Annotated in this window: 19 protein-coding genes; 12 read left to right on the forward strand and 7 right to left on the reverse strand. The window is 33.1% G+C overall.

Features of this window, described 5'->3' with window-relative positions; all coding sequences use genetic code 11:
- Window positions 1-131 precede the first annotated feature (131 nt).
- On the reverse strand, window positions 132-344 hold the full coding sequence (locus HNV10_RS02090; RefSeq protein ID WP_173299671.1) for a helix-turn-helix domain-containing protein: 213 nt from the start codon (window positions 342-344) through the stop codon (window positions 132-134).
- 2 nt (window positions 345-346) lie between these two features.
- Entirely contained in the window at window positions 347-856 is a 510-nt protein-coding gene (locus HNV10_RS02095) for a hypothetical protein (protein WP_173299672.1), read from the reverse strand.
- 147 nt (window positions 857-1003) lie between these two features.
- Between HNV10_RS02095 and HNV10_RS02100 the strand changes: the two genes are divergently transcribed.
- Entirely contained in the window at window positions 1004-1420 is a 417-nt protein-coding gene (locus HNV10_RS02100) for a putative signal transducing protein (protein WP_173299673.1), read from the forward strand.
- Here HNV10_RS02100 and HNV10_RS02105 read toward each other — a convergent pair.
- Entirely contained in the window at window positions 1410-2906 is a 1497-nt protein-coding gene (locus HNV10_RS02105; RefSeq protein ID WP_173299674.1) for an aminotransferase-like domain-containing protein, read from the reverse strand. The two genes, HNV10_RS02100 and HNV10_RS02105, sit on opposite strands and share 11 nt — an antisense overlap.
- Window positions 2907-3001: 95 nt before the next feature.
- On the opposite strand from HNV10_RS02105, the gene HNV10_RS02110 reads away from it, so the two are divergent.
- From HNV10_RS02110 to HNV10_RS02140, 7 genes are all read left to right on the forward strand, one after another.
- Window positions 3002-4837 carry a TonB-dependent receptor plug domain-containing protein gene (locus tag HNV10_RS02110; RefSeq protein WP_173299675.1) on the forward strand — a complete coding sequence of 612 codons (1836 nt, stop codon included), beginning with the start codon at window positions 3002-3004 and terminating at the stop codon, window positions 4835-4837.
- A gap of 397 nt (window positions 4838-5234) precedes the next feature.
- The gene (locus HNV10_RS02115; RefSeq protein WP_241695440.1) at window positions 5235-5858 is read left to right on the forward strand and encodes a hypothetical protein; all 624 of its coding nucleotides are present in this window, start codon (window positions 5235-5237) and stop codon (window positions 5856-5858) included.
- 25 nt (window positions 5859-5883) lie between these two features.
- On the forward strand, window positions 5884-7314 hold the full coding sequence (locus HNV10_RS02120; protein WP_173299676.1) for a flotillin family protein: 1431 nt from the start codon (window positions 5884-5886) through the stop codon (window positions 7312-7314).
- Window positions 7315-7349: 35 nt separating this feature from the next.
- Window positions 7350-7829 carry a hypothetical protein gene (locus HNV10_RS02125; RefSeq protein WP_173299677.1) on the forward strand — a complete coding sequence of 160 codons (480 nt, stop codon included), beginning with the start codon at window positions 7350-7352 and terminating at the stop codon, window positions 7827-7829.
- Window positions 7830-7844: 15 nt separating this feature from the next.
- On the forward strand, window positions 7845-8153 hold the full coding sequence (locus HNV10_RS02130) for a DUF3784 domain-containing protein (RefSeq protein ID WP_173299678.1): 309 nt from the start codon (window positions 7845-7847) through the stop codon (window positions 8151-8153).
- A gap of 104 nt (window positions 8154-8257) precedes the next feature.
- Window positions 8258-9121, forward strand: coding sequence for a cupin-like domain-containing protein (locus tag HNV10_RS02135; protein ID WP_173299679.1), 864 nt, complete (start codon window positions 8258-8260; stop codon window positions 9119-9121).
- A 58-nt stretch (window positions 9122-9179) separates the two neighbouring features.
- Window positions 9180-9674 (forward strand): DUF6646 family protein, encoded by a 495-nt coding sequence (locus HNV10_RS02140; protein ID WP_173299680.1) that lies wholly within the window; start codon window positions 9180-9182, stop codon window positions 9672-9674.
- Window positions 9675-9728: 54 nt separating this feature from the next.
- On the opposite strand, the gene HNV10_RS02145 is transcribed toward HNV10_RS02140, so the two are convergent.
- Window positions 9729-10202 carry a regulatory protein RecX gene (locus tag HNV10_RS02145; protein ID WP_173299681.1) on the reverse strand — a complete coding sequence of 158 codons (474 nt, stop codon included), beginning with the start codon at window positions 10200-10202 and terminating at the stop codon, window positions 9729-9731.
- A 249-nt stretch (window positions 10203-10451) separates the two neighbouring features.
- Between HNV10_RS02145 and HNV10_RS02150 the strand changes: the two genes are divergently transcribed.
- The gene (locus HNV10_RS02150) at window positions 10452-15947 is read left to right on the forward strand and encodes a GEVED domain-containing protein (protein ID WP_173299682.1); all 5496 of its coding nucleotides are present in this window, start codon (window positions 10452-10454) and stop codon (window positions 15945-15947) included.
- 115 nt (window positions 15948-16062) lie between these two features.
- Complete coding sequence (locus tag HNV10_RS02155; protein ID WP_173299683.1) at window positions 16063-16407, forward strand: hypothetical protein; 345 nt, start codon at window positions 16063-16065, stop codon at window positions 16405-16407.
- 131 nt (window positions 16408-16538) lie between these two features.
- Here the strand turns inward: HNV10_RS02155 and HNV10_RS02160 are convergent, their stop codons facing one another.
- The 3 genes from HNV10_RS02160 to porZ form a co-directional block, all read right to left on the reverse strand.
- Complete coding sequence (locus HNV10_RS02160; protein WP_173300044.1) at window positions 16539-18908, reverse strand: TonB-dependent receptor plug domain-containing protein; 2370 nt, start codon at window positions 18906-18908, stop codon at window positions 16539-16541.
- 89 nt (window positions 18909-18997) lie between these two features.
- Window positions 18998-19717: a DNA repair protein RecO gene (gene recO, locus HNV10_RS02165; RefSeq protein WP_173299684.1), complete on the reverse strand. Its 720-nt coding sequence runs from the start codon at window positions 19715-19717 to the stop codon at window positions 18998-19000.
- A 1-nt stretch (window position 19718) separates the two neighbouring features.
- Window positions 19719-22103 carry a type IX secretion system anionic LPS delivery protein PorZ gene (porZ, locus tag HNV10_RS02170; RefSeq protein ID WP_173299685.1) on the reverse strand — a complete coding sequence of 795 codons (2385 nt, stop codon included), beginning with the start codon at window positions 22101-22103 and terminating at the stop codon, window positions 19719-19721.
- 81 nt (window positions 22104-22184) lie between these two features.
- Here porZ and HNV10_RS02175 point away from each other — a divergent pair, with 81 nt between their 5' ends.
- Window positions 22185-23594, forward strand: coding sequence for an MBOAT family O-acyltransferase (locus HNV10_RS02175; RefSeq protein ID WP_173299686.1), 1410 nt, complete (start codon window positions 22185-22187; stop codon window positions 23592-23594).
- On the forward strand, window positions 23591-24652 hold the full coding sequence (locus tag HNV10_RS02180; protein ID WP_173299687.1) for a DHHW family protein: 1062 nt from the start codon (window positions 23591-23593) through the stop codon (window positions 24650-24652). Before HNV10_RS02175 ends, HNV10_RS02180 begins: the two co-directional genes overlap by 4 nt.
- Window positions 24653-24680: the final 28 nt, after the last annotated feature.

Here is a 24680-nt window from a genome sequence, read left to right on the forward strand (position 1 = left end):
AAACCAACATAAATAACACCAAGTGGATTCCTGCTTTCGCAGGAATGACAAACCAAACCGTATAAGCGTCAGTTCGAGTGATTTTCGAAGGATGAGAAAATCGTATCGAGAACCCTACTTTAAGTTGAGTTTTAACCTAAGTCTTCAACGTATTCTAAAATATCACTAGGCTGACAATCCAAAGCTTTACAAATCGCTTCTAAAGTTGAAAACCGAATCGCCTTTGCTTTACCAGATTTTAATATGGATAGATTTGCTGTAGTAATACCAATAATTTCAGCGAGTTCTTTGCTTTTCATGCCTCGTTTAACGAGCATCATATCTAGGTTGACAATTATTGGCATGATTATATGGTTAGGTCATTTTCTTCTTTTATAGTCTTAGTATCTCTAAGCACTGTACTAATTAACATTAAAAACAATCCCATTGCAATTACTGATAAATAAACCAACGTTTTTTCACTTAACCCAAGTACAACTTGCCGTTTATAAAATATATTACCAATCTCATCAACCAACCACAAAGCTACTGAAGAAAGCACCATAAGTTTTCCCGAAGAGAACATTTCCATTATAAGTTCGGTGTTATGAAAATCATTATTCAATAACAATTTTGTTGCCTTTCTTAATTTCCAAAGCGCAACAACAAAAACAGCATAAATTACAAGCTTAAAAAAGATATAACGATAAAGCATGCCTTCAGTTTTATATGTTAATACATCTTCACTGAAAAGCACAAAATTTTGTTCAATACCTAAAAGCGTCGTTGATAAAACAAAAATCCCTAAACCTATACTAGCTAGAATAAGAATAATAATGACATTTAGTATTACATAAAGTATTTTCGTGGAACTCATAATTATCGTTTTACAATAACAAATATAAAAAAATTATCGAAAAACAATAATTTTAATCAGGAAAATACTTTTAAGATCTGTAAGGTTAGATACTTAAACAAGTTCAGCACTAAGGAAAACTACTAGGTATTTCATTATCTTTACCAAATGCAAGACACCTTTGTAACCATAGCAAAATTCCCCTATTCTACAGAAGCCCAAATTGCCAAAGGACGCTTAGAAGCAGATGGTATAAACGTTTTTCTTAGAGATAATTTAACCATAGACACAGACCCTTTGGTCAGTCAAGCTATTGGTGGTGTAAAACTAAAAGTACTGGCTAAAGACGAAGAAAAAGCAAGGGCAATTCTACAATCCATTAAAGCCTATTCTCTAGATGATAACGGTAATCCAATTATTTGCCCAAATTGCAAAAGTCAGCATATTGAAATGTACACAACTATTAAAAATTTAAAATCCTTATTTTCCTTTCTTATAGGATTCATTACAGGAACGCTACCCTTCAGCACACGTTACCAATACAAATGCGAAGATTGTAACACGGAGTTTCCTCTTAAAAATTAAGCACTGCATCGTAAGCGCTTTTTAGTTTTTTTATAACTATCTCAAGTTCATCTTCATTTAAATGTCCAAAACCAAAACGAATAGCACAGGTATTTTTATCCTGATACAAGATAGTTTTTGGTAAAAACAAATCTATTTTTTCGGCTTCTTCGGCCAGCTTTACTAAGGATATGGTTTTATTAAATTGCAACCAGAAGGCCAAACCGCCAGAGGGTATTTGCCAAGTAATAATACCATTAAAATAAGTGTCTAAATAATAACATAAACTATCACGACGCTTTTTGTAAGTCACAATGTTTTTTTTCTTAAGCCGGTCTATTTCCCCTTCTGCAATTAGTTCCGACAGCATTTGCTCTTGTATTAAATCACCTTGCTTATCTAATAAATGTAAATAATTATAAGCTTCAGAAATTAAATTTTCTGGCGCCACTACAAAACCGGTATGAAAACTTGGAAATAAAGACTGCCCTAACTTGCCCAAATAAATAACCATACCACTAACATCTGCACTCGCCATTGGCAACATCGCTGAACCTGTAAACTGAAAATCATAGTCATAATCATCCTCAATTATAGCAAACCCATTGGTTTTAGCAAGTTGCAACAATTGTAAACGACGTTTTGCACTCAAAGTCACTGTGGTCGGATAATCTCTATTAGCACAGACATACACACATCGTATACTTCCTTTTACAAAATGCTTTTTTATATAATCTACATTTAGACCCTCATCATCTACAGGTATCGTTCTAATGGTCGCACCTGCTTGCTGAAAAATCATATTAGCCTCATAGTTACTTAACTGACCTACCAATACCAAATCATTAGGTTTTATAAGCAACCGAGACACTATATAAAGACTCATTTCTGTGCTACGCGTACTTAATAAATTATCTGGTTGTATATGAAATCCTCGTGTAGCATTTAAATAATTACTAAGCTGTATTTTAAAAACTGTGGGTGCTAAAGCCTTTGTTCTGTTCCATTTAGTGATTAAAGGTTTCCGCTTCATTGCTGCACTATACCATCTCGAAAAATGATATACTGGATGTAAACGCAAATCTGGCTTACCATCATTAATAATAAAATTTGCAACTGTATCTGCTGCCGTAGAGGCTAAATGAAACGATTGTTCAAAAGGAAAACCAGCTACTTTAGGATAAACATAAGCCTCATTTATGTGTTGAGCAGTGGCTATAATTTTTGCATTTAACCCTTCTGGCACTAAAACAAAAGTACCTTTGTTAGCTATAATATCTACCCAACCTTGTGATGCCAACTCGTCATAAATAGCTACAGCAGTATTACGATGCACATTTAATAACTCACTTAATACTCGCGTTCCTGGTAACTTACTACCTTTCTCTAAATAACCACGCTGAATCGCATTTATAACCTTCTGTGCTACTTGCAAATAAACAGGTTGCGCAATGGTTTTGTCATAAGTTACAAGTTGTGATATTATATCGCTAGCCGGACTATTCATTGTTTTAAAACTGGACTACTTTAATCGTCCGGAAAGTTACGACTTTTGTAGTATAAAAATTCAATGATGCAATATCAATTGCAAAACTAATACAGATGAAAAATACAGCCTTACGTTTTACGTTTTTATTAATTACCATTTTTAAACTTAACGCTCAAGAAGAACTGCCTATTATAAAAACAGACTCATTAAGAGAAGTGGTTATTACCTCTACCAGAATTGATTTACCATTCAAAGAAAATTCTAGAACAATAGATATCATTACAGCAGCAGATATTAAAAATAGTGCCGCAGTTACCGTTGCAGATTTATTGCAACAAGTGGCTGGTGTGGATATTAGAAGACGTGGAACTGGTGGTAGCCAAGCCGATTTATACATTAGAGGTGGTGGTTTTGACCAAACACTTTTATTAATAGATGGTATAAAAATGGACGATGCACAAACGGGTCATCATACCCTAAATGCTGCATTACCTATAGAAGTCATTGAACGAATTGAAGTTATAAAAGGTCCTGCAGCACGTGTTTTTGGACAAAATGCCTTTACTGGTGCCATTAATATTGTAACTAAATCCACTTTAAAAAATTCGGTATCTGTTAAAACAGAAACAGGGTCTTTTGGTCAACTCAATGGCGCAGTCACTGTTGGATCTGAATTAGAAAATTCAACACACATTCTCCATGCTGGTAAAATGACCTCTAATGGATACCGTTTTAATTCAGATTATAAAAATTCTAATTACGTCTTAAAAAGTGTATTCAATAAAAATGCGCAACCTATTGAAATGATAGCTACTTTTTTCGAAAAGAATTTCGGTGCCGCAAATTTTTATACACCAACAAGTTGGGGATTTAATGAATATGAAGAAACTCAAAATAGCTTAATGGCGTTTACCACTAAATTTCAATCTGAAAAATTTAAAATCCAACCTCGTGTCTACTGGAAACGTAATCAAGATATGTTTTTACTACAAAGGGAGGATCCAAATTTTTTTAGAAACTTTCATATCTCTAATAAAATCGGAGCTGAAGCAAATGCTTCTTACAGATCCGAATTAGGAATTACAGGATTTGGTGTCGACATCTCTAAAGTCTACTTACGAAGTAATAATTTAGGTAATCGAAACCGTTTTATGACCACCTTATTTTTAGAACACCGTTTTCACCTAATAGATAACCGATTAGACATTACACCTGGTGTTGCCATGACCTATTTTTCAGATTTTAAATTTAATGCCTTTCCTGGTTTAGATGTAGGATTTGATATTACAGATAACTTAAAGGCCTACGGAAACGTTGGGTTTACATACAGAATACCAACCTACACAGATTTGTATTATTATGGAGGTGGAAGTGCAGGAAATCCAGATTTAGAACCAGAAGAGGCCTTTGCACAAGAACTTGGTTTTAAATTTTTTACACCAAAATTGTCCGCTACCATTGCCGTTTTTAACAGAGATGCTAATAACCTTATTGATTACATTAGACAAGATACTTCTGAAGAAGTCTTTACAGCAACAAACATTACCGAAGTGAATACTAAAGGGTTTGAAGCAGATGTGGCTTATCATTTTAAATTGAATAACTTCAACCAAACAATCGCTATTGGTTACTCTTTTTTAGATGATAATATCTCTGAACAAAATGAAGAATTATCACGTTATTCTTTAAACACACTAAAACACCATTTCACAACGCGTTTAAGTACAAAATTGTTTAAAAATGTGAGTCAAAATATCATCTATAAACATGCAGAACGCACCACAGGACAATCGTATAATGTTTGGGATGCTTCTATAGTTATGAAATTAAAACAAGTTGAATTATCCTTTACTGCAAGCAATATTTTTGATGCAGATTATATTGAATCTGGTTTTACGCCAATGCCACCAAGCAATGTGTTGTTTGGTATGAGTTATAAATTTAAATAATCATTGTAGATTCCTGCCTTCGCAGGAATGACAAACAGATGATTTCTGTAACTATAGACTAGTGTCTTCCCAACAACCATAAATCAACCAAATAAAATATTCTTCAAAAAAACTGTAACAAAATACATTGTTCTGCTACTTATATCTTGAAAGTGGATAAAATTTTAATCCTTTATGAAGCTTCAAAAGTATTAAAGCAACCACACTACAAACACCCACCACATACTGTTTACATTCAGAATTAGGATAATGTATTATCCAATTCAAGATTTAAAAATAAACCAGGACGTTCTACGTCTTATTTGGTGGCAATGTTGTGTCTAATTTACTTTCAAAATAATAAGCCTAAAACCTTATTAGGTTGTATATTTATTAACTCAAACAAATCCCTACAATTATGGCAGACTGGTTTTCAAATTTAGAATTACTTTCTAAAATATATTGGTTAACGGCTATCATTGGTTCACTTGTGTTTTCCATAGTGATGATTATGGCTTTTATAGGTAGCGATGCAGATGATATTGATGCAGATATAGAAGCTGGCTTTCAGTTTATTTCCTTTAAAAATCTCGTTGGCTTTTTTACCATTTTTGGCTGGAGTGGCATTGCTTGTATAGATGCTGGTCTTTCTACACCTGCAACTTTAATTATTTCCGTGATTTGCGGCTTACTAATGATGGTCATTATGGCAACACTATTCTACTTTATTAGTAAACTAACGGATAGTGGCACTTTAAATTATAAAAATGCTATTGATGCAGTTGGCGAAGTCTATTTAACTATTGGCGAAGATCGCTCTAAAATGGGTAAAGTAAGCGTAAATGTACAAGGCACTATGAGAGAATTAGACGCCTTAACAGATGCCTTAACACCTTTAAAAACAGGTACAATTATAAAAGTAGTCGATGTTACTTCTAACGGTATTTTAATTGTTGACAGAACCCGTAAACCTATTGAGCCTTCAAAAGCACAACCCGACCCTTTATTAAGTAACAACCCTCAAAAGAAAATAACAAACTAAAAACAAACCTTCAAATTTAAATACTATGACATTACTAACCATTCAAGAAAATTTTAATGTAGACAGCCTAGGCGTACCTATGCTCGCCATTTTTGTGGTCTTATTTATTGTACTCACATTAATTATATTAATAAAACGCTACAAGCGCTGTCCTTCGGATAGAATTTTAGTAGTCTACGGTAAAGTAGGTGGTGGTCAATCGGCCAAATGTATTCATGGTGGAGCTGCCTTTATTATTCCTGTAATTCAAGATTATGAATTCTTAGATTTAACACCTATTTCTATTGAGGTAAACTTGGTCAATGCATTATCTAAACAAAACATTCGTGTTAATGTGCCATCGCGTTTTACCATTGGTGTCTCTACAGAACCTGGTGTTATGCAAAATGCGGCTGAACGTTTATTAGGTTTAGGCGCACAAGATGTTCAAGAATTAGCGAAAGAAATTATTTTCGGACAATTACGTTTGGTCGTAGCGTCTATGGATATTGAAGAAATTAATAACGATAGAGATAAGTTTTTAACTAACATTTCGCAGTCGGTTGAAACGGAATTAAAGAAAGTAGGTTTAAAGCTAATCAACGTAAACATTACTGATATTGTTGACGAGTCTGGTTATATTGAAGCTCTTGGTAAAGAAGCGGCTGCGCACGCTATTAACGCAGCACGTAAATCCGTTGCAGAGAAAACTAGAGATGGTTCTATTGGTGAAGCTAACGCTGTACAAGATGAAAGAACTCAGGTAGCTGCAGCCAACGCACAAGCTGTTGAGGGTGAAAACACTGCGAAAATTGCCGTGGCAAATTCAGATTCCTTACGTCGTCAAAGAGAAGCAGAAGCAGAACGTGTGGCTATTGCTTCAGAGAAAGTACAAGCTGCAAAAGCCTTAGAAGAGTCTTATGCTGCAGAACAAGATGCTGAAACCGCAAGAGCTGAACGTGAGCGTTCTTCTCAAATGGCAGATATTATTGTACCTGCTGAAATTGATAAGCAAAAAGCCGAAATTGATGCAGAAGCAGAAGCTGAACGCATTAGACGTAAAGCAAAAGGTGAAGCTGATGCCATATTATTTAAAGCACAAGCCGAAGCACAAGGTCAGTTTGAAATCTTAACTAAGCAAGCTGCTGGTATGGAGCAAATTGTTAAAGCGGCTGGCAACAACAGTAGAGATGCTGTATTATTATTAATTGCAGATAAATTACCAGAACTTGTTAAAGCACAAGCAGACGCTATTAAGAATATTAAAATTGATAAAGTTACCGTTTGGGATGGTGGCTCTGGCAGTGAAGATGGCAAATCATCTACAGCTAATTTCTTATCTGGCATGTACAAATCTGTACCGCCTTTACAAGATATGTTTAATATGGCTGGTATGGATTTACCAGAGTATCTTAAAGGTAAAGACAAAAAACAAATTGAAGCAGAAGATGCTAAAATTGAAACATCTGAAGAGTAATTAATTAAAGCCCTATTAAACTTCAAATGGCAGATATGAAAATAATATACAAAAGCCCAATTGCCACAATGCAATTGATTTATGGTATTGGGCTTATTGTTATTGGTATCGTTGGACTTTTAAACAATGTTATAGGAGTCATCTTTTTGGCTAGCGGTTTATATTTTTTTAAAACTGAAGGCATTGAGATTAACCTAGACAAAAAAACCTACCGTAAAACCACTAATATTTTTAATTTCAGTTTTGGAAAATGGGAAGACTTACCAGATATAGAATATGTTTCCGTTTTTAAAACAACAACCTCTTCTAGAGTTTGGGTATCATCGGCAAGTACAAAAGTTTCTAATGAGGTTATAAAAGTCAATCTCTTTTACGATACCAACCAAAAGATTGAAGCATTTGTTACAGATGATGCTAATGATGTTAATGATGCTTTTAAAGTAGCCCAACAAATTGCTACAGCTCTAAATGTTGATGTGTTAGACGCAACAACCAGAGAAACCAAATGGTTATAATTTAAATCACATATTATGATATTTACTATAATCCTCTTTATTGTGTTAGGAGCACTAATTAAGTACGGTAAAATGTACTTTTTAATTGCTGGCTATAATACCATGTCTAGCGAAAAAAAAGCCAATTACAATATAGAAGGTATTGCCACTGTATTTAGAAATGCCATGTTTGGTATGGCATTTATTATGCTTGTAGGTATAGGCATAAGTTATGGGCTAGAAAACCCTAAACTAAAAGAGTATTTCTTTTTTGGGGCTTTAATTATTGGTATTCCTTACCTACTCTTGGTGTCTAACTCTAACAAATTCAAACTAAAAAAATAGAACAAAAAGTGGGTTATAAAACCTAGAAATTAGCAATTTTAACATATCAATGAAAGTCATTCTTTTTCGTTTTTTTAATTTTGAACCCTAAATTCTATTAATTTTTGAAACTTAATCTAACAGCTGTTCCTCGTGTAAAAACAATCTCAAAGGAAGACTTTTTAACACACTATTTTAAACCTCAAAAACCTGTGGTGTTAGAAAATGCTATCACAGATTGGCCAGCCTATTCTAAATGGAATTTAAACTACATTAAAGAAATTGCTGGTAACAAAACGGTTCCGCTTTACGATGACAGACCTGTAGACTATAAAGATGGCTTTAACCAAGCTCACGCCAAAATGAAAATGAGCGAGTATATCGATCTACTGCAAAGCAAACCCACTAAATACCGTATTTTTCTTTGGAACATCTTAAAAGAAGTACCTCAACTTCAACAAGATTTTAAATATCCAGATTTCGGACTTCGGCTAATGAAAAAACTGCCCATGTTATTCTTTGGTGGTAAAGATTCGCACACCTTTATGCATTACGATATTGATTTAGCTAATATTTTTCACTTCCATTTTCATGGTCAAAAACAATGCATACTTTTTAACCAAAAACAAACCAAATACCTGTACAAAGTACCTTTTTCCCTAATTTCTAGAGAAGATATCGACTTTAATAATCCCGATTTAAAAAAATGGCCTGCCCTTAAACACGCCAAAGGTTGGGTGGCTAACCTAAACCATGGCGACGTACTCTACATGCCAGAAGGATACTGGCACTACATGCAATACATTACGCCAGGCTTCTCAATGAGTTTACGCGCAATGACCAAAAACCCTAAAAACTTATCCAAAGCAATTTACAATGTATTTATTATGCGCAATATTGATAATCTTATGCGACGTCTTAAAGGCCAAAAATGGATCGATTATAAAAACAATAAAGCCATTACAAACACCAAGCCTTTAGCCCAATAATCTCGCGTGTATTAGAATTCTATTTGTATATTTGCAAGGATTTTCAAAAAATATAAACATGAAAAAATTACTAGTAATAGCAGCTTTAATTGCATTTAGCTTTGGACACTCACAAGCCTATAGTGGTAAAGGTGATGGCAAATTTCAAGTTGGTGCTAACTTTCAAGATAACGGAACAGGGCTTAACGTCTCTTACGATTATGGTATTGGCGAAAATATCTCTGTTGGTGTGTCTTCTACCTACGTATTAGGTCTAAGCGACAAATTAACGGACGAAGCTAATTTTGGCGATCGCTACGATCTTAGAGTACGTTTTAACGCTAACATCGGTAATGTTTTAGCTATAGACGATAACTTTGATCTATATCCTGGGCTTAGCCTTGGTTTAAAGAATTTTGGTGGTCACTTAGGTGCTCGTTATTTCTTTACAAGTGGATTTGGCTTATACACAGAATTTAATGTGCCTTTTGCTAAATACGATACTAGCCTTACTGCTGAGCAAAAATTACACAACCAATTTACACTAAACTTTGGTGCTGTTTTTAACTTATAGAAAGCTATAAAACCTTAATACAATAGGCCTTTTCATTACTTTGAAAAGGCTTTTTTATTTCATATAAGCATTCAGTTTCTCGTAGATTAAATGAGACTCCCAACCTCTATACAATAAATAATCCACTACTTTTTTCTTCTTTTTATAGTGGTCCTTTTCCTTTACCATATTAATCCGTTTTACAATCAATGCATCTAAAGTTTCATAATAATCATCTAAGTCTATTTCCTTTAAAGCTTCATCAATACTGTATTTAGAAATCTCTCTAAATTTTAACTCCCTTACCAAACGGTTTTTTCCCCAATTCTTAATCCTAAATTTACCGCGTACAAAAGCCTTAGCAAAACGTTCTTCGTTTAAAAAATTATGCTGTATTAAATGCACCAAAACAACATCTATAGCTTCAGGTATCATACGCATATCCTTAAGCTTATTCCGTACTTCTTTATGGCAACGCTCTTGGTAAGCACAATAACGTTCTAACTTTCTTTTAGCTTCCTCAACTGTATATGTTTTGTGTACATCCATGGTCTTCAAAAATACAATAGATTATTCATTAAGACCTATTTAATTCTGCCCTTCCAAACCCTAAATATAACAACAAGGAGCACCCAATTTATCATCAACAACTACAGTATGTCGAAAATTTATGTTTTTTGTGGATAAATAAACCCTAAAACAGGCCTAATTGTTAATAAATACATAACTTACAAGATACTGACTAACAACGTTTTTAAAGTAACTTTGTCAGTAATTAATCCATTTTAATTATCCCTTATGATTAAAAACTACTATTTAACTCTTTTACTACTTTGCCTTGCTTTTAGCTTTGGGTATGGGCAGGTTAATGAAAATTTTGATGGTTGGACATCAGACACAAGTTATATTGGTTTAGCTACTTATAACAGTGCATCAGGCAGGTGGCAAACAAACAATGCTTTATGTGACGGAACAAATTCAAGATCCGGACGAGCAATACGTTTTAATGATGATAGCGGCGAAAACGAATATCTATTGTACTCTGGATTAGATGGAAACGGAAAAGACAATGGTATTGGTGATATTTCTTTTTGGTACAGACATTGGAATGGAGGCTCTAGTAATGTTGAATTTCAAACTCAATATAGCACAAACAATGGAACAACATGGGTAAATGTAGGAGGGGTTATAAGTGCAACTTCTACAACTTACAATCAGTTCTCGAGTACTCTAAATCTATCAGGAGATAACATTTTGATAAGAGTCATATCTATTGATGATGCTGAACGATTAATGATAGACGACTTTGAAATCACAGATTCAACAACAGACCCAAACCTAGCTATTACAGGTACAACAAATCACGGTACTGAATGTACAAGTACTGCTGCAACAACCATACAATACACAATTACTAATAGTGGTATTTTACCAGCTGCAGGTGTTACCGTTACATCTAACGATGCTCAGTTTGTAGTTACTGGTTTATCTTCTACAACAATCGCAGCTTCTGGCACGGCTACCTTTGATGTTACGTTTACACCTAGTGCTGCTGGCGCTCAGGCAGCTACCATTACTGTAGCAAGTACTACAGCAACAAGTAATGCGCCAACTATAAATTTAACAGGTACAGGTGATTCTGCACCAATTTTAACACAGCCAACTGACCAAAACGAAGTTATACCAGCAACAGCTACTTTTGATGTGACATCTGCAAATGCCACTTCTTACCAATGGCAAGTATCTACAAATGGAGGTTCTACTTGGGCTAATGTCACTGGTGGTTCTGGTGCAACAACAGATTCTTATACAACAGTTGCCACTACATCTTCTATGGACAGTAATCAATACAGATGTATTTTGACTAATGCTTGTGGTATAACCACATCTGATCCTGCAACTTTAACCTTGTCTAATAGCTCTCCTTCTAACGCACAAAGTTTGTCAGGTTGTTTTGAAGATACAACGGCTTTTTTATCTTGGAATAATCCTGCAACGCCACCAACAGGAGGTTATATAATATTTGCTATTGCAGGAACTACAAATCCTACTGCTCCAACTAATGACGCCAATACATTTACAGCCAATCCTAACTTTAATGCAGCTCCATTTGAAACTCCTGCTTCATTAGGTAAAGTAGTTTATAAGGGAACTGGCACAACAGCAACAATAACAGGTTTAACAGAAGGAACAACATATTCATTTAGAATATTTGCGTACAATGGTGAATCACTTACGGGTTGGTCTACAGGAACCTCTGGTGGAAGTAATTTAGAGGATATTGCCCAAGGTGATATTAGAAATTTTGCAGCAACACCATTAACAAATCAAGTTACTTTAAATTGGTTAAACCCAACACCAATTTCTTGTTGGGATGATGTTTTAATTGTTGCTAATCAAGGTACAGTTTCATTTACACCTACAGGAAATGGTTCTGCTTACACAGCAAACCCTGTTTATTCTGGCGCAAATCAAGTAGTCTATAAAGGATCAGGAAATTCTGTAGCAATTACAGGTCTTACAAATGGAACCAACTATTGTTTTAGAGCTTATATTAGAAGAGGTACAACTTGGACGGCTGGTGTAGAGGTTTGCGCAACACCCGTTTTAACATATTGCGATGCTTATGGAAATACTAGTTTTGATACAGGAATAACTGGTGTGATTTTTAATACCATTAACAATACTGGTACAACAGCAAATAACGCATATACGGATTACACAGCGATGTCTACAACACTAGCATTGGGCGACAATCACAATTTAGAAGTTATTGTAAATATTGATGGTTCAGTTGATGTGTACACAAGAGTTTGGATAGATTGGAATCAAGATGGTGATTTTAATGGCTCTGGTGAACAATATGATTTAGGTATGGATAGCAATCCAAGTGGAACTATTCCTTTAAATACAGCAACGTCTAACTCACCAATTACAATAGCAGTTCCTAATTCTGCTGCAATAGGAGCAACACGTATGCGAGTTGCCACAAAATATAATGCTTACCCTACATCTTGTGAAAATAGTTACAGTGGTGAAGTTGAAGATTACACTATAGTAATACAACAGCCAACAACTGCTGAAATAAATATTGAAGGAAATAATATCTCTATACCTAATGGCTTTAATACGCCTTATGGTTTAAATAATACGCTTTTTGCAACAACTGATGTGGGTTCTGCAGGACCTCTAAAGAACTTTTTCATTGAGAATTTTGGAGCTGTAAGTTTAAGTTTAACAGGAACACCGAGAGTTGATATTATCGGAGCACATGCCAGTGACTTTGTTGTAACGCTTCAACCAAGTGCAACAGTTGCTTCTTCCTCTAGTTCAGAATTTATTATTCAATTTAATCCAACATCAGATGGTGTGCGTACAGCAACAGTGCGTATTGAAAATTCTGATAGTGATGAAGCCCCTTATTTATTTGATATTGAAGGTACGGCTATCTGTACAACGGTTTTAACAAGTTCTATTTGGCCAACAGAAGGTCCAGAAAACACAGAAGTTACTATTACTTCTGCAAATGATTTAACTGGTGCAACTGCTACAATTAATGGCATAACAATGACTCCAATAACCTCAACCGCAACAGAATTAATAGTATTAGTGCCTGCATCAGCCATTTCTGGAGACATTAATGTTTTATTTCCAACGGGTTGTTCTTCAATAAATTCTTTTACAGTAATAGATAATGATATAACGAGTTGTGAAACAGCTTTCGCATCAACACCTCCAACAGATTTATTTATAAGTGAAATCTCTGATGCTACAACAGGAAGTTCTTCATTAATTGAAATATTTAATGGTACGGCTTCACCTATAGACTTAAGTGATTATAGTATTAGAGTGTTTAATAATGGAAGTGGTTCTCCAGCTTCTACTGCTAATTTAGTAGGTACATTGGCCTCAGGTGATACTCACGTAATTAGTCTTGGTACTACAACTTGTAATTTAACTACTAGCGGATTAAGTGGTGGATTACCTCATCAAACCTTTAACACAGCAAATGGTATTAACTTTAATATTGATAGTTCAGATTTAATAGAACTTTATAATAGTTCCACATCAACATCTATTGATGTTTTTGGAGTTTTTGGAAGTGATAATTGGGCAAATGGATTAGGCGTAGGAACTAATGGAATCAATTTTAACAGACAAAACACAGCAAGTGCCTTACCTTCAACTACTTTTAATATTGCTGAATGGGATGTTACTGATTGGACAACTTGTGGAGACTCTGACTACAGTGATTTTGGAAACTATGATTTTTCTCTTGCAACACCTCCAACCGTATCTGCTTTAGTTTCTCCAACTTTTAACTGTACAAATACCGCTCAATTATCTATTACAGGTACAGAAGGGGTAACTGCTGGTTTAGGATTAACATATCAATGGTATTACTTAGCACCAAATACTACAACCTATGTTGTAGTACCTAATAATGCTGATTTTAATAATGTAAACTCTGCAACTTTAGACATTGTAAATACATTTCCATATAATGATTACCAATTTTATTGTCAAGTCAGAGAAAATACTGCCACATGTTTTACAGCCTCTAATGCCGTAAAATTAGAAGCATTATCTTCTACTTGGGATGGAACGAGTTGGTCTACACCACCAAGCATAGATCGCGCAGTAATTATTGATGGTGATTATGATACTGCAACTGAAGCCAGTTTTAGTGGTTGTAGCCTAGTTGTTAATGCTGGTTATTTTTTACAAGTATCTAACGGTACTTACATAGAAATTGAAAATGATATCATTGCAGATGGCGACATTACTGTATTTACCGAAGGTTCTGTAGTACAAAATAACGATTTAGCAACTGTAACAGCCAACGGAACAATTACAGTACAAAAAATAACGAGCCTAATTAGTACACCTTATCAATACACGTATTGGAGTTCTCCTGTGGTTGGTGAAACCATAGAGAACGTATTTTCTAATGTACCAGTATCACGTCGTTTTGTTTTTAATGCAGCTAACTTTATTGATAACCAAATAGAAATTGGAAACACCAATACATTCACACCAGGTCAAGATGATATTGATGATAATGGTGATGATTGGCAACTTGCCTCAGGCACAATGCTTCCTGGTGTTGGGTATGCTGCAACGGCAAATACATTAGGCATGTTACCTGCTCTTCAACAGTTTCCTTTTGTAGGTGCATTTAATAATGGTGTAATTACACCAACTGTAGCTCATGTAACAGGAAGTCCTTATTCGGATTGGAATTTTATTGGTAACCCTTACCCAAGTGCTATTGATACTGCTGTGTTTTTTAGTGTGAATTCTGGCACTGTAAATACCATCTATTTATGGAGTCATGCTACACCAGAAAACATTAATGCTTCTGGTAATGAAGGTGCTAATTTCTCTGCCTCTGATTATGCTATAATTTCTGGTAGTGGTGTAAATACCGCTGGTGGATCTGGTGTAATACCAAATAATTTTGTACCCTCTGGTCAAGGCTTCTTTATTGAAACTTTAGACACCTCTCCTATTACCTTTAATAATGCCATGAGAGTCACTGGTGATAATGACCAGTTCTTTAGAAGTGAAACCACTGAAACTAGCAGAAACGTATTATGGTTAAATTTAAGTTCTGACAATGGTGTTTCTAAACAAATTGCAGTTGCACACTTAGATGGTGCAACGGATAGTTATGATGGCTCATTTTACGATGTTACTGAAAACAAATCATCAGCGCTTGCTGCAACATTCTATTCTATTATTTCTGATAGCGCAGATGAACAATTTGTGATTCAAGGAAAAGACCTAAATAGCTTGGACCTTGATGAGATTATTCCTCTCGGATTTAAAACTACTATTGATGTTGCAACGTTATACACTATTTCAATAGCACAATTTGAAGGTGGTTTCTACACAAATAATAATATTTACATAAAAGATAACCTGTTGAATTCAACTCATAATTTAAAAGAATCTGATTATACCTTCACCTCAGAACCAGGTGAATTTAACGACCGTTTTGAAATTGTATTTACAACACAAGCACTTTCTATTGAAGATGCTGTAATAAATGCCAATACTATTACTATAGTAGAATTAAATGATGGTAATGTAGAATTTAACCTTAACACTAAACAATTGAGCATAACTAATGTTGAAATTTTAGATGTTTTAGGAAGACGTATTTATAACTTTAAAGGCAATAGCGCAACAGAAGTGTATAACTTATCTAAGCTAAGCCAAGCGGCTTATATTGCTAAAATCACCTTATCTAACGGACAAATAATTAGCAAAAAGGCCATTAAAAAATAAGAGATATTAGTACATCACAGAAACAATAAATACTTTCTTGATACCTGTATTGAGAAAGTATTTTTTTTATCATTTTTTAAAAACGTAAAGAATCACCTTCCATATCACTACTATTATGAAAAAACTATTTCGACTTACATGTATAGCTAGTCTAATAATTATGACCGCTTGTTCTTCAACAAAAAATGCAAATAAAACAGTAAAAGACGAAACCAATTCAACCCAAAAAATTGATAATACAGGACGTGATGGAAGTTCTTTTGAAAAAGCAATTATTGTTAAAAGCATCAATGAAGAATATGCATTTGTAAAGAAAGACTGTATTAATTGCACTATGCTTGGACAAGCCTTAGTTTACAATGAAAAGAAACCGTTTGATATTCTTAGACTTAAAAATGCAGAAGGTAAAGAAGTCGCGTATTATTTTGATATCTCTTTGTTTTTTGGAAAAGGGTTTTAACCACTTTTTTACAAAATTCTAGCTAAGAGCTCCTTCGGGTATGCGTCGGGTGTCCTTCGGGTATGCGTCGGGTATGCGTCGGGTCAGCATCAAATACCGTTTTATTCGTTTTTAAAGTGTAATAACTTCTATTAGAGCGTATATTTTAAAGCCAGTATTAAATTTCTTCCTGGTGCAGATATACCAGAAGAATAAGGTCTGTAACGTTGGTCAGTTATATTTTCTAAACTAGCTGTAAGACTCCAATTTTTATTATACTGATATTGGGTTCTTAAATTAAAGGTGTACCAAGATGGCACATAAGGATTACCGTCGCTATCTTTAGCGTAGATATAATCTTTAGCAGCTTCAGATGCCGCTAATTGGCTATTAGAAAAAGCATTGTTGTAGACTAAAAAAGTATCTATTAAAAGTTTCTTTGTCTTCCATTTTAAATGGGTTTGCCCAAAATTTGGAGCCACATGTCTTGTAGGTTCTTCAACGCCTTCATTGTCTTCTGTTCCGCCTATAATGTTATATTGAGATTGTAATTTTAAGTGTTTAGAAAAATTAATAGACATACCAACTTCAAACCCATAAATCCATGCTTTAGACGCGTTTTGTATGGCTTGTACTGTACTTAATTCGCCATCGTATAAGAGTTCCGTTTCACCATTTAACTCGTAATCTCGTCGTATTAAGGCATTATCTAAAAAGGTGTAATAGGTGGCCAAATCTATAACCACATGGTCATTAAAATTCAATTTTAATCCTAATTCACCACCATAAGCATATTCAGCTTTTAAATCTTTATTAGGTACAACAACAGCTCCTGGTTCAGAATCAAAAACCTTACCTATGTCATCAATATTTGGCGCTCTAAAGGCGGTTGAAGCATTTAGTTTCCATTGTATCATAGCACTTGGAGACCAAGTAATACCTGCCGTACCTGTTAATGCACCAGTATCTACCCTTGCATCATCAAAAGGTAAGTTTAAAAAGACGTTATTGGCTGTAAAATCGGCTTTAGCTATAACATGGTTGTAACGCAATCCAGACTGAAACACAAACTTAGTATTGGCTTTATATTTTAAACTCGTATAAGCTGCAAACGATTGCCAACTAGAACCATCAGGATAACGTGTTACAGCAGCAGTTGCAGTTTGGATGTCAATATTTTGCTCTTCGCCATGAGAACCAACTAAATTATAAAGGTATTCCGCACCATAAAAAAGGGAGACTTTACTGTTAAAACGCTTCTCTAAATCTACGTTAAATGAAATAGCATCAACCTGCTCTTCTCTCACATCTCTAATAGCTGACTGAAAATTGCGGTCTCGTCTACTCTCTTTAAAATTCTGGTAAGCTACTGTGGCTTGGATTTTATTATAAAAACTCGATTTGCTACTCAATTTAGTTAACTGAAAATTACTCATAAACCATTGTTGTGGTCCATAACTCCATTCTGCAGAACGTAGATAATCACCATTATAACGCAATAATCTATCGTACCTAGAATAATCGGATGTACTAGAATAATAGACACCTAAATCAAAATCAACATTATCCGAAGGTTCATAACGCACCTTTTGCATTAAATTTATTTGATTGTAACCTGTAGGATTCTGAACTTCTGGATTAGAATTAGCAACAATAACATCTTCGCCATTTTGTTGGTCTACATATTCTAATCTCAAATAATCATCTGGCCCATGACTGCCCATTCTTAAATCACCAAAATCAGTGAAGCTAGCACTGGTTAAAAATGCCCACTTTTTATAACCAAGATTAATATCTAAATGACCTGTTTTTTCATTGCTTGCCGTAGCAAAACGCGTCATAGCATTGGCACTTAAATACATCTCATCTTTGTAGGAAAGCTGAGGTTTTTTAGTGTAAAAACTCATTACACCACCAATGGCATCACTACCATATACAACAGAACCTGCACCAAGAGTTACTTCTGTATGATGTATAGACAATGGATCTATTGAAATTACATTTTGTAGGTTGCCGCCTCTAAATATGGCATTATTCATACGTACACCATCTACAGTAATCAATAAACGGTTAGTAGAAAACCCTCTAATCATAGGACTCCCTCCTCCTAATTGACTTTTCTGTATGTAAATATGTCCTGTGCTTTCTAATAAATCGGCACTGGTTTGTGGCTGAGCAAAAGAAATATCTTTTGCGTTAACACTAACAATCGTTTGTGGAATATCGCGTTTATTTTGCTCAAATTTTGAAGCAGAGATGACAATCTTTTTTAAATATTCTACCTTAGGTGTGAGGTAAACAGTATCATTAAGTTTGGCAATGGCTAACTTTGTTAAACTTCTTTTTTCATATAGAAAATTCTTAAAAACAATGGTCTCTTTAGCTTTAAAACTGTCTAGAGATGCCTGTCCGTTATAATCGGTAACTAGCGTTTTACTTTTATTAGGATTGTATATTGAGACACCTAAAATAGGCATATTAGTATGTTCTTCTAATACAGTAACTGTTTGCCCAATTACCATTTGAAGTAAAAAAAATGAAATGATACTAAATAGATAGTTATTCTTCACGTGTAAACTTATTATCAATATAAAATCGTTTTGGCCAACGTTTAATGAAATACCTCGTTAAGTACTTGCAAAGATTTTGGTTTTTTAAAACTGCCCAAATGTAATTCAAAATAATACAAAAGCATATTCAAAAACTCTTGTCTTTGTATGGCATTAATTTTTATACTATTTAATGCATCAAAATTTATGCCCAATAACCGTTTTAACAGTGTTAAATTTGAACCAGAAATGGAGTAAATTCCATTATTAGAAGATTCAAAAATGCCAGACTCTAAATTAAAATAGGTGTAATTATTATCAATGTTTTCTGGCTGAAAACCTAAATAACGGGTGAGCTTTAAAAGAAATAACAAGTGGAAATTAGAAAATTGGTCTTCGTTATCTAAATATTGAAGTGCTACTGTTATAAACTCATATAAACCTTCATTCTGTTCTTCTTCCTTTAAAACATTTGAAAGAATTTCAGCTAAAAAAAAAACTATAGAACTCTTGTATATGTTGGTATGCAGGCTTTTATAAATATAACTAAACTTTACTTCTTTTATAAAATGAAGTGTTTGGTTAGGTTTATAAGATTCTTCTATTTGAAGTTGAGAGAGTGCCTGATAATACACTGTTTTAGACAACCCCTTTTTGGATTTTAAAACACCTTTTAGCAAATAACTAACAACGCCACGTTGTTGCGTATAACACTTTACAATAAGATCGTACTCTCTATATTTTAGTTTTGAAAGTACAATACTGTTGTTTTTTGAAAGCATGTTATCTAACTATTAAGACTTTGAGAACTTTAGTTTCAAAAGAATCTAAATCTGAAATTAGTATTAAATAAACACCTGTTCTAACTACGGAATTTCCTAAGTTTTTGCCATTCCAAACAGCGGTACCACCATCAATAGCAAAATTATAATTAGCATTAGATGATCTTAAATTAATATTAGACTGTGCCTCTGCTACTAAATTACCTTCAATATCAGTAATTTTAATATTAACATTATCTGTAAGCCCACTAACCTTTACCCCTTTTGTAATATCATTAAGGTCATTAAAGCCGAGAATATTATACTCTGGCCGCACAGGATTAGGGTATACAAAAGCCTCTTCTAAAGTGTCTTCTGTCTTAGATCCACCAGCTTTAAAAGCTAATAGTCCTTTGTTGGATGCGATATAAACAATTCCGTTATCGCTATCTAAAGAGACATCATTAATAGTATTAGATGGTAATGGAGAATTATCTTCTGTAAAATGATAAATAGTAGTTTGCCCATCTGATGAAAAATAAAAGACACCTGAGTCTATAGTGCTAATCCATTTGTTGTTTGATCCATCTACTTCGATATCTGTAATAATTTGGTCATCTAACAATTCTTTAGCAATACCATCTTCTAAAATAATAATTTGGCTTAAGGTTGGGCTAGGATCGTTATAAAAACCTAGTGTATTATAGAGCACTCTTAAGCCTTTTGTAGTACCAATCCACAGTTGATTATTATTATCTATTGCTAAACTGATAAACCTAGTAAATGCCTCTACATTTTGTGCTGAAGAATTAATGTTTCTTAAGGGATTATTAGAAACACTTTCATTATAAGCCAGCAGTCCATTATCGTAAGAACCAATCCATTTGGTGCCATTATTGTCTATTTCAATATCGAAAAAACCATTTTCTTCACTTGGTGGGTCAATTAAATCTGAAAAACTATAGGCTTGCCAATTTCCAGAAATAGGGTTATATGACTTTAATGGTTGATCTACAAAGCTTGTTAATGTCCACAATAAACCATTTACATCAAACTCAGTAGCAGACACTCTTATATCAACATAATTTGGATCAGAATCTAAAATTAAGCTCTCCAACCCACTATTTGTTTCATTATACAATATTGTAGGTTCAAAATTATTAATCTCTAATAATCCATTAAAAAAGGAACTTATAAAAACTTGGTTGGGATTAAAAACATTTGGAGTAATCACGTTTAATTCACTAGCTTGAAAAAGGCTATCGTACGGTAAACTCTCCCAAACATCATTGTATAAATAACTAATTCCTTTTGATGTTATAGGGTATGGATTTAATGCGCTTGTATATTCACCGAAACTTGCCCAAACCGTGTTTGTTGTAGCATCTAATTTAAATATATTATTTTCTAAAGGGCCACTTGGCCTAATTTCGGTATAATCTGTTATGTTATTAATTCCAACTTTTATAACACCTTTATCACTAGTTCCTATATAAACATTGTCATCTAATCTAATTGCTGAAGTAAAACTATCTGAACTAGTTTCAGAAGATTGAAAACTATTAACTAATTGCAAGTTTTCATTATAAACATAAGTAGCATTTGCTGCTGTATATATAAGATTTGATTCAGAAATTTCTCCATCTAGTGGAAGCATTTCAAAATTTAAAACAGTGGAAAAAGCGTTTCCATCAATCTCTAATAAAGAATTATCAGTCTTTACTGAATATACTTTATCATTAAAAGTACTGATAGTAAGAAAACTGCCATAAGCTATATTTTGCCATTGGTTATAGTCAATAAGATTAGGATTATTTAAATCTGCCTTCTTAATACCATTACCATAATAACATGCAGCATAAATTTCGTTATTAAAAATTGTTGTTTGTTTCACCGAAATCTGAGATCCATTATCGCCAATAAAGTATGTATCACCAAATTCTAATTGGTCTAAATTATATACAGAAATTCCGTAATCCGTAGAGATATAAACTAAACCATCATATTCGTAAAAATGATTAATAATTTTATTTTCAGATGTAATATTCTGTTTTTCTACAATATCTACAACAGATAATACAGATTGATCAACATCAGAATACACCTCTATCAACCCAGATTGGTATCCAATTAATAACCTCTCACTTATTTCACTATAATAAATGGTAGAAATATCCTCTCCAGACAATCCTTGTACAGTAGTAATCGTATTTATTTGGTTGGTCTGTGGGTCATAAATCAATATGGCATTTTGAGCGGCACCATATATTTTATTTTGTCCTACACAAACATCATTTACTTCATAGAACGAAAAATGACCTTCCCATAAATTCGAAAAATCTTGTGAATAATTAAATTGAAACCATAGAATAATACTAAAAAAAGTAAGTGATTTAATAAATTTCATTAGTTATGATTTATGACTCTGAAAGAAGAACCAAAAATACTATAATTTATTGTATTTTAGGGCACAATTAATAGCATCCAAATGCTCTTCAGTAGCTCAGTATTTTTATTTCTCTTTTTACCAATTACAATAATTACATATTATGCGTCTCCTAGTAAATTAAAAAACTTCACTTTACTATTATGCAGTCTATTCTTTTATACTTGGGGAGAAGGTATAATGGTACTTTTAATACTACTATCTACTATAGTCGATTACTTCAGTGCACTAATTATTGAAAGGGGTAAAAAAAAATTAGGGCTTATTTGTTCTTTAACCTTTAATCTAGGAATCTTAATATACTTTAAATACACCAATTTTATTTTTAAAAATATTAATGGTATTTTATCCTATTTAAACATTAAAGATTCCGACACTACACAACTAGCAACTATTATTCTGCCTATAGGAATTAGTTTTTTTACTTTCCAAACCATGTCTTACACAATTGATGTTTATAGAGGAAAAGTAAAAGCCAATAGAAATCTAATTGATTTTGCAACCTATGTTGCTTTATTTCCACAATTAATAGCAGGACCAATTGTTAGATACTCAGACATTAAGAAAGAATTATCTAATAGAAAACATAGTTTTTCACAGTTCTCAGAAGGCATCAAACGTTTTATAATTGGGTTATCAAAAAAGATGTTGATAGCTAATAATTGTGGTTTTATAGCTGATGGCATGTTTAGTTTAACCAATAGTGATCTCTCTATTGGCATGGCTTGGATAGGACTATTAGCTTATACGCTTCAAATTTATTTTGATTTTTCTGGTTACTCAGACATGGCCATTGGTTTAGGAAAAATGTTTGGTTTTAATTTTCCTGAGAATTTTAACTTCCCGTATATATCAAAATCTATTCGCGAATTTTGGAGGCGTTGGCACATAACTCTGTCTAAATGGTTTAAAGACTACCTATATATTGCGCTTGGAGGAAACAGAAAAGGTAAATTATGGACTTACATAAATCTTTCCATAGTATTTTTTATTACTGGTCTGTGGCATGGTGATAACTGGACCTTCATTTTATGGGGACTTTTTCATGGGTTTTTTATTATAGTAGAACGTGTTAAATTACAAAAGCTTTTAGAAAAAATACCATCCGTTTTCTCACACATTTATCTCATATTAATAGTTATGCTCTCTTGGGTGCTATTTAGATGTGAAAGTATTGAGCATGCACTTTATTATTACAAATCCCTATTCTCATTTACCACACCATTAAACAATGACTATTTAAATTTTTACCTAACAGTAGAAGTTATTATTAGTATGGTTTTGGGTATTTTATTCTCTTTACAACTACATAAGTTTTTTAAGGATTATAAACCCTTTAATCCATTAATCAAAAATATTATAGATACCTCAGTAATTGCTCTATTATTTATTCTAAATATGTTTTATATCGCTAATGAAAGTTACAATCCATTTATTTATTTTAGATTTTGAACGACAAAATAACATATCGATTCTCACAAATATTAACTATTGCATTCATAGTTGTTTTAATAGTACCAGGCTTTATTTTTATAGTCCAAGATTTTTTTGGTGAACAAAATATTTTCGAAATTCGTTTAACACAACCAAAAAAAATTAAGCATGATATTAGAAATTATTACTCAGAAAAATTTTTGTTTAATTCTCCATTTGTAAATCAATATCTTAAATTTAAAACGGACGTACTACAAGAAAACCCTATTCCGTTTAATGTAATTAAGGGTCTAAATGGTTGGTATTTCCTAGGAAACAATTATTATAATACACTTAACGATGCTTTTGGAAATGACAGTTTTAGTACAAATGAATTGACTACTATAAAAAACAACTTATTAAGTATAAATTCCTATTTAAAATCAAAACACATAGCTTTTTATGTAGTGGTTGTTCCTAATAAAAATAGTATTTACAAAGAACATTTACCTTATAAATTAAAACAGAAAAGCACCAAACTAATAACATTACAACATCAATTAGGTAATACTGATATCTCATTTATTAATCTTACAGAGCATTTAAAATCGGCTAAATCTCAACAACAATTATATTATAAAACGGACTCTCATTGGAATACCTTTGGTGCCTTTATTGGATATGAGAAAATGATGGATCATTTTCAAAATAAGTTTTCGGTAGAAGCAAATATCATCAGTGATTACAATATTGAAACTGATTTTGAGATATATGGTGACTTAACAAGACTTCTAAAAATTAATATACCAGAAAATTCAATTTATGTAAAAAAAATAAATGACAACTTATCTGAAGATTATACAAAACCTATTCTACGCTACTCCAATGGAATAAATGACATAAAACTATTAATGTTTAGAGATTCTTTTGCTAATAACCTTATTCCTTTTTTAAATGACACTTTTGGAGAAACATTATATCTAAAAGACTATACAATAAATGAAAATTTAATAGAAAAAGAAAAACCAAATATCATTATACTTCAAATTGCAGAAAGAAAATTAAGAACATTATTAAATTTAAAAAGTCCCATATAATATGGGACTTTTTATTTAAAAAATTATA

This window comes from Winogradskyella litoriviva, from assembly GCF_013249065.1.
Lineage (GTDB): Bacteria > Bacteroidota > Bacteroidia > Flavobacteriales > Flavobacteriaceae > Winogradskyella > Winogradskyella litoriviva.

Excerpts from the sequence above, each read along its gene's own strand:
- HNV10_RS02090 (WP_173299671.1), bottom strand. The coding sequence starts at position 344 with ATGCCAATAATTGTCAACCTAGATATGATGCTCGTTAAACGAGGCATG.
- HNV10_RS02095 (WP_173299672.1), bottom strand. The coding sequence starts at position 856 with ATGAGTTCCACGAAAATACTTTATGTAATACTAAATGTCATTATTATT.
- HNV10_RS02100 (WP_173299673.1), top strand. The coding sequence starts at position 1,004 with ATGCAAGACACCTTTGTAACCATAGCAAAATTCCCCTATTCTACAGAA.
- HNV10_RS02105 (WP_173299674.1), bottom strand. The coding sequence starts at position 2,906 with ATGAATAGTCCGGCTAGCGATATAATATCACAACTTGTAACTTATGAC.
- HNV10_RS02110 (WP_173299675.1), top strand. The coding sequence starts at position 3,002 with ATGAAAAATACAGCCTTACGTTTTACGTTTTTATTAATTACCATTTTT.
- HNV10_RS02115 (WP_241695440.1), top strand. The coding sequence starts at position 5,235 with ATGGCAGACTGGTTTTCAAATTTAGAATTACTTTCTAAAATATATTGG.
- HNV10_RS02120 (WP_173299676.1), top strand. The coding sequence starts at position 5,884 with ATGACATTACTAACCATTCAAGAAAATTTTAATGTAGACAGCCTAGGC.
- HNV10_RS02125 (WP_173299677.1), top strand. The coding sequence starts at position 7,350 with ATGAAAATAATATACAAAAGCCCAATTGCCACAATGCAATTGATTTAT.
- HNV10_RS02130 (WP_173299678.1), top strand. The coding sequence starts at position 7,845 with ATGATATTTACTATAATCCTCTTTATTGTGTTAGGAGCACTAATTAAG.
- HNV10_RS02140 (WP_173299680.1), top strand. The coding sequence starts at position 9,180 with ATGAAAAAATTACTAGTAATAGCAGCTTTAATTGCATTTAGCTTTGGA.
- HNV10_RS02145 (WP_173299681.1), bottom strand. The coding sequence starts at position 10,202 with ATGGATGTACACAAAACATATACAGTTGAGGAAGCTAAAAGAAAGTTA.
- HNV10_RS02150 (WP_173299682.1), top strand. The coding sequence starts at position 10,452 with ATGATTAAAAACTACTATTTAACTCTTTTACTACTTTGCCTTGCTTTT.
- HNV10_RS02155 (WP_173299683.1), top strand. The coding sequence starts at position 16,063 with ATGAAAAAACTATTTCGACTTACATGTATAGCTAGTCTAATAATTATG.
- HNV10_RS02160 (WP_173300044.1), bottom strand. The coding sequence starts at position 18,908 with ATGGTAATTGGGCAAACAGTTACTGTATTAGAAGAACATACTAATATG.
- recO (WP_173299684.1), bottom strand. The coding sequence starts at position 19,717 with ATGCTTTCAAAAAACAACAGTATTGTACTTTCAAAACTAAAATATAGA.
- porZ (WP_173299685.1), bottom strand. The coding sequence starts at position 22,103 with ATGAAATTTATTAAATCACTTACTTTTTTTAGTATTATTCTATGGTTT.
- HNV10_RS02175 (WP_173299686.1), top strand. The coding sequence starts at position 22,185 with ATGCTCTTCAGTAGCTCAGTATTTTTATTTCTCTTTTTACCAATTACA.